Origin of the sequence: Streptacidiphilus melanogenes (genome assembly GCF_000787835.1) — a bacterium.
Taxonomy (GTDB): domain Bacteria; phylum Actinomycetota; class Actinomycetes; order Streptomycetales; family Streptomycetaceae; genus Streptacidiphilus; species Streptacidiphilus melanogenes.
Genome location: NZ_BBPP01000057.1, coordinates 5,896 through 11,187, shown reverse-complemented (window position 1 = coordinate 11,187; position 5,292 = coordinate 5,896). Strand labels below are relative to the sequence as shown.

At 67.4% G+C, this 5,292-nt stretch carries 7 protein-coding genes; all 7 read right to left on the bottom strand.

Going from position 1 to position 5,292, the window contains the following annotated elements; genetic code table 11:
* Positions 1 to 278: 278 nt before the first annotated feature.
* The gene (locus TR49_RS35550) at positions 279 to 488 is read right to left on the bottom strand and encodes a hypothetical protein (RefSeq protein WP_152627629.1); all 210 of its coding nucleotides are present in this window, start codon (positions 486 to 488) and stop codon (positions 279 to 281) included.
* Between the two features lie 5 nt (positions 489 to 493).
* Positions 494 to 877, bottom strand: a complete 384-nt coding sequence (locus TR49_RS35545) for a hypothetical protein (protein WP_042389674.1) — start codon at positions 875 to 877, stop codon at positions 494 to 496.
* Positions 874 to 1,059 (bottom strand): hypothetical protein, encoded by a 186-nt coding sequence (locus TR49_RS35540; RefSeq protein ID WP_042389672.1) that lies wholly within the window; start codon positions 1,057 to 1,059, stop codon positions 874 to 876. The genes TR49_RS35545 and TR49_RS35540 overlap by 4 nt, the downstream gene beginning before the upstream one ends.
* On the bottom strand, positions 1,056 to 1,421 hold the full coding sequence (locus TR49_RS35535) for a hypothetical protein (protein ID WP_042389670.1): 366 nt from the start codon (positions 1,419 to 1,421) through the stop codon (positions 1,056 to 1,058). The genes TR49_RS35540 and TR49_RS35535 overlap by 4 nt, the downstream gene beginning before the upstream one ends.
* Positions 1,418 to 2,293 carry a hypothetical protein gene (locus TR49_RS35530; RefSeq protein WP_042389668.1) on the bottom strand — a complete coding sequence of 292 codons (876 nt, stop codon included), beginning with the start codon at positions 2,291 to 2,293 and terminating at the stop codon, positions 1,418 to 1,420. The genes TR49_RS35535 and TR49_RS35530 overlap by 4 nt, the downstream gene beginning before the upstream one ends.
* A gap of 17 nt (positions 2,294 to 2,310) precedes the next feature.
* Positions 2,311 to 3,930, bottom strand: a complete 1,620-nt coding sequence (locus tag TR49_RS35525; protein WP_042389667.1) for a DEAD/DEAH box helicase — start codon at positions 3,928 to 3,930, stop codon at positions 2,311 to 2,313.
* Between the two features lie 342 nt (positions 3,931 to 4,272).
* Positions 4,273 to 5,292 (bottom strand): hypothetical protein (locus TR49_RS44245; RefSeq protein WP_236653675.1); only part of this gene is annotated, 1,020 nt, incomplete at its 5' end.

Genomic DNA, 5,292 nt, shown 5'->3' with positions numbered 1-5,292 from the left:
GTATGTGCATTGCTTCGAACGATCATCCCAGACTCACCCTTGATAAGTGGGAGTTATCACGAGTGAGGTGATCGGCTAGCCGATAAGGCGGCGAGTCGCGGTCCGGCCGACAAAGCGGCGAGTGCCGTACGGCCTGCTTTGTGGCGCGGCGAGTGCGAACGTTCGTCATGCCTCCCACGCGCGGGCGGGGTGGGGTCGGCGGGGGTCTTGTTGAGACTTTTGAGACCGTCCTTACGCGCGCGTGCGCGAGGGGGTTCCGTGCTGAGGACCCCCTCGGGTCAGGCCGCGGCGGCAAGGTGCCGGCGCTTGGGCAGGAACTCGGTCTCACACGACTTGTCGGTGCAGCGGACGATCTCGCGGCGGCGCCCATCCACAACCCCGGTGCCGACGGAGATGCACCGTCGGGTCGTGCAGCACGCCGGGCAGTGGACGGAGACGACGATGCGCTTCGGGGCCTTGGTCGAGACCTTCGTCAGCCTGGTGGTCACGGAGTTCACCTTCCTGCCCGACGTCGGGCGGTCTCGTACTTCTGGCGGGCGGCGATGAACGCCTCGTCCGACCCGCCGCGATCGGGGTGGGCATCGGCCATGGCCTGCTTCAGCTCGGAGAGCGTGGGTTTCTTCGCGCTAGTGGCCACGGCCGGTTCCTTGAGCCAGAGGGTGGTGTGCCAGCGGGGCGACCAGACGTAGCCGTCGGCCTCGAGCTGCTGCCGGTTGAAGATGCTGGTCTTGCCGTACTCGTCGCGGACGTGGACCTGCTTGGCGGTCTTCTTGGTGATCGGCCAGCGCAGGATCTCGTAGCCGGTGAAGATGTCGTCCCAGTTGGGGTCGTGGACGGAGTAGAGGCACTCGATGGTGGCGGGCATGGGCTCGTTCACGGGCTGCCGTCCTTGTGGCTGTCGGCGATCCGCTTGAGGTAGGCGAGCTTCTCGACGTTGGCGCGGTCGAGCTTGAAGTCAATGCGTCCGAACGCGTCGGTGATCGGGGTGGTCTCGATGCCGAAGCGGGCGCAGAACGCCTGGAACGCGGCCGGGTCGAAGTCGTCCTCGGGCTGGGTCACGGCATGGTCCTCGTGTCCGGCTCGGCCTTCTCCATGAGCGCCAGGAGCTCCGCGCGGTCGGCGTCGGTCATGACCTGCATTACGGCGTCCATGCGCGCATCCTCGGGGAGCTGCGCCTCGTAGGGTTCGATGAGTTCGACGATCCGGTCGAGGACAGCGCCCTGCTCGCGGTCGTACTCCAGGACGCGCTGCATGTAGTCGCGGGCCGCTTCGATCTCGCGCCAGTTCATGGTGAGGACGAGCTCGCGCTCCTCCGGGGTGACGGGCGTCCCGTCGTCGTGCTCCCACGTGCGCGCGGGTCCGACGAGGCGCATGCCGACGAAGAGTGCGACGACATCAGCGCGGATGCTGGGCTCGGTCACTGGCCGGCCTCCATGACTCGCATGGCGGTCTCCAGCTGGGCACGGTCCGCGTCCTCCTGGCGCACCATCGCCTCGAACCCGGACGTGTCCCAGAACTGGTTGATGGCCGCCTGGAACAGGGCTCGGAGCTCGGCCGGGTCGACGGCGTCCAGCTCCACCTGCACCGGGATCCGGCGCCCCTTGGCGTCGCGCCCGTAGTTGTGGCGGGCGTGGATGTCAGGGTGCTCGTCGATGAACTTCGGCGCCCGCGGGTCGGTTGCCTTCCCCTCGAGGACCGGCAGCTCGTACCGCTCGATCAGGGCCTCGTCGAGGCCGATGCGTATGGTCTGCTTCCAGCAGTCGGTCTGGGCGATGAAGTTCCGGCCGATGTCCATGCCGCTCGGGTCGAAGTCGCCGGCGTAGATGAGAACGGCGGGGCGGCCGTCGGCTTCGACACGCTCGCGGACCAGGCGGTCGAGGGACTCGGACGAGTAGCCACCGAGCGGCAGCACAGGCAGGCCGCTGTCGTCGAACCAGGCCTGCAAGAGCCCGGCGAGCGCGTTCTTCTCCACGCCGAGGAACACGGACGTGTCCTGAAGCGCGGTCCGGTCCAGCCGGTACTGGGCGATCAGCGCCCGCATGGCGTCGCCCGGGTCGTCGAACCAGACGGGCTGATAGATCTTCCGCCCGCGGTCGAACAGGCGCGGGAACTCGTCGCGCCGGCGAAGCTTGGTCGTCTCGGCCGAGAGGCTCTTGTACGCGGTCTGGGTGTTGGGCAGCAGCTGCTCCATGACGAGCCGGTAGAACAGCTGGCGCAGGGTCACGGGGATGTCGTAGGACTCGACGATCTCGGCGGCTCGGGCGACGATCGGCGCCCAGGACAAGCGGGCCACGGTGGTCTCCTTGAGGGTCAGGCAGCGGTGGCGCTGCAGAGGGTGTTCGCGATCCAGGCGTCGATCGCGGTCGAGGCGTTGTGGACGTCGAGCGCGTCCGAGACGTCACCAGCGGTCCAACCCCGCTGGGTGGGGATCCGCAGGTGCCGGCACAGGCCGATCTGCCCCGGCGACGCAGGGCGGGTGCGCCAGTTCGATCCCTTGTGTGCGAGCGGCGCGGCGCGGCGCTTGGCGTACATCTCGGCGTGGAGCATGGAGAACTCGAACGGCTGCTCGTCGCTCGGCGGAGGCGGGCACCGGAACTCTCCGGTCTCCTTGGTCCAGGAGCGGATCAGGTAGAAGCCGGGCTTGTCGCCGCGGACCAGGAAGTAGAAGACGCCGCCTGCCGGGATGAACCAGGTGCCGCCGCGGGTCTTGAGCCAGCGGATCGCGGAGGCGTGGAACAGGTCGACGTCCTCCCACTCGATCTCGCCGATGGTGAACGCCTGGTCTTCCTGCTCGTCGACGGCCTCGGTGAGGGACTGGCCGTCCTTGGGCTCGGCAAGGGCTCGGTCGGTGAGGTCGACGATGCTGGCGAGCTTGTGCCGGGTGGAGGCACCGAGCACGTCGAGGATCAGCGCGTCGCGTTTGCCCTCGGCCAGGCGCAGGGCGCGGCCGGCCATCTGGACGTACAGGCCGGGGCTCTTGGTGGGCCGGGCTATGACCGCGCAGCTGGTCTTCGGGACGTCGAAGCCCTCGGTCAGCAGCATGGCGTTCGTCAGAACCTGGACGTGACCGGCTTCGTAGCTCTCCAGCGTCGCGGTCCGCTGGTCCTTGGGCATCGCGCCCCAGACGGCGGCCGTGGAGATGCCGTGGGCGGTCATGACCTCGGCCATGTGCTGGGCGGATCGGACGGTCGGGACGAAGCAGATACCGGGCCGGTCGGCCGCGTGCTCGAGGTAGGCCTCCGCGACAACCTTCGCTGCTCCCGAGGCTTCGAGTGCTTCGCCGAGCTGGGCGTCCTGCAGGTCGCCGGCGCTGACCTTCACCGCGTCGAGGTCCAGGCCGTCGACGACGACGCGCTTGCCGCGGACGTCGACGAGGTGGCGGTCGGTGATGAGGTCGAGGATGTCCATGCGGAACACGACGTCCTGCCAGACCTCGGCGAGTCCGCCGTCGCGGCGGGTGAGCGTGGCGGTGAAGCCGGCGACCGGGAGGCCACGCCAGGCGCCGAAGTGGTCGAGGACGTCGACGTACGTGCGGGCCGCGGCGTGGTGGCATTCGTCGACGATGATCAGGCCGATGTCCTTGATGGCGTTGCGGCGCCGCTCAACCGCGAGGGTCTGGACGCTGGCGACGATCACATCGGCGTCTTCGTGCTCGTCGCGCTCCGCCTTGACGATGCCGACGTTGAGGTCCGGCAGTACGGCCTGGATCTTGGCGGCGGCCTGAGTGATGAGTTCTTCGCGGTGGGCGATGACGAGTGGCCGGCCTTGGATCAGGCCGAGGGTCTGCTTGATGAGGTTGGCGAAGACGACGGTCTTGCCGCCGCCGGTCGGGAGGACCACGACCAAGCGGTTGTTGCCTGTGCGCCAGCCCTCGAGGAGCTTGTCGATCGCGGTCTGCTGGTAGGGGCGGGGCTTGAAGGTCTCAGACATGGGTCACCTCCCGCGGGGATGTGCGGGTATCTGCGGGTATCTCTGCGGGGATGTTGAGCGGGAGCGCGATGCGCTCTGACCTGCTCTTTTGCGGGTATTGCGGGTATCTGCGGAATGTTCTTGAGGTCAGTCGGGTGAGACAGCAATTAAGTGATGGACTGTAAGAACGGAGAGATGTGATCAGAGGGGATTGATTAATGCGCCCTATAGGAAGGAGCGCGCCCCTCTTCCCCGCACATCCCGCAAACCCCGCAGACGTGCAGGTCACAGGCGCCTGCGGGGTTGTGGAAGATACCCGCAGCTGCGGGTATCTGATTCCCGCAGATACCCGCACAGCGGCCCTCACGATGACCTCCGAGCGGAGCCGCGGTACACCTCAACACGCCAGACGTTCTGCTTCAGGTGCGAGTCGTAGGCGGAGACGAGCTTGAACTCCCCGAAGTACCGACCCTCACGTGCCTTGAGCCAGTGACCGAACTGGCGGGCACTCGGCGCCTGTCCCTTGATCTCCGGCAAGTAGTCGCGAAAGCCGTTGACGGCATCCCCAGCGGTGATGCCGTGGTCCCCATGCTTCCCATGCCAGACACTCAGCAGGAGCGACCACTCCTGTACCTCGGCGTCCATTTCGGCCGAGACGGCGCGGTCCGCCATCCAACCGTTCACGCCGAGGTGATGGAGCAGGCCCGCCATCATGCTGGCCCACTCGGAGTAGTCCCCCATGCGGGTGCGGACGGTTGGGGCGCCTGCAGCTAGCCAGGAACGGACCATGGTGACCAGCGCGGCCACGACGGTGGAGCCGTTGCTGCGCAGCCACGTCCGCAGGTCGCCGACGACGAAGCCATCGCGCTGATCGGGGTTGGGACAGTTGGGGTCGAGTCGCACCCAGAGGGTGCGCCGGGCGTTGTCCCCGCCCGTGCTCAGCTTGTTTCCAGTAAGGATCCACACCCGGTCGTTCGGCATGGTGACGCGCGAGTTGCTGCCGAGCGCACGGTCGCCCCAGACGGAAGCCGTGAGCAGGTTGCTCAGGGTCGGGGACTTCACGACGTGCCCGTTCGGGACGTTGTCGATGACCACCGCGGGCTGTCCCGCCGTGTAGAGCTGCGTCGTGATGGACTTCCGCAGCTCCGCCTCGTTCTCGGGCCACGGCGTGCTCGCGGTGCCGTAGAGCGCGTCGAGGATGTCCTTGAGGAGAGACTTTCCGCTGCCCGACGACGCAGCTGTGATGATCCACATCGGTGTCGGGCCGTGGAAGTACGGCCGCAGGATCGGCGTCAGCAGGGCACCGAGGAAGTGCGCCTTGTCGGATTCGTCGACCCATGGGAAGTCGGCGAGCATCTGATTGAGGATGATCTCGGAGGCCCG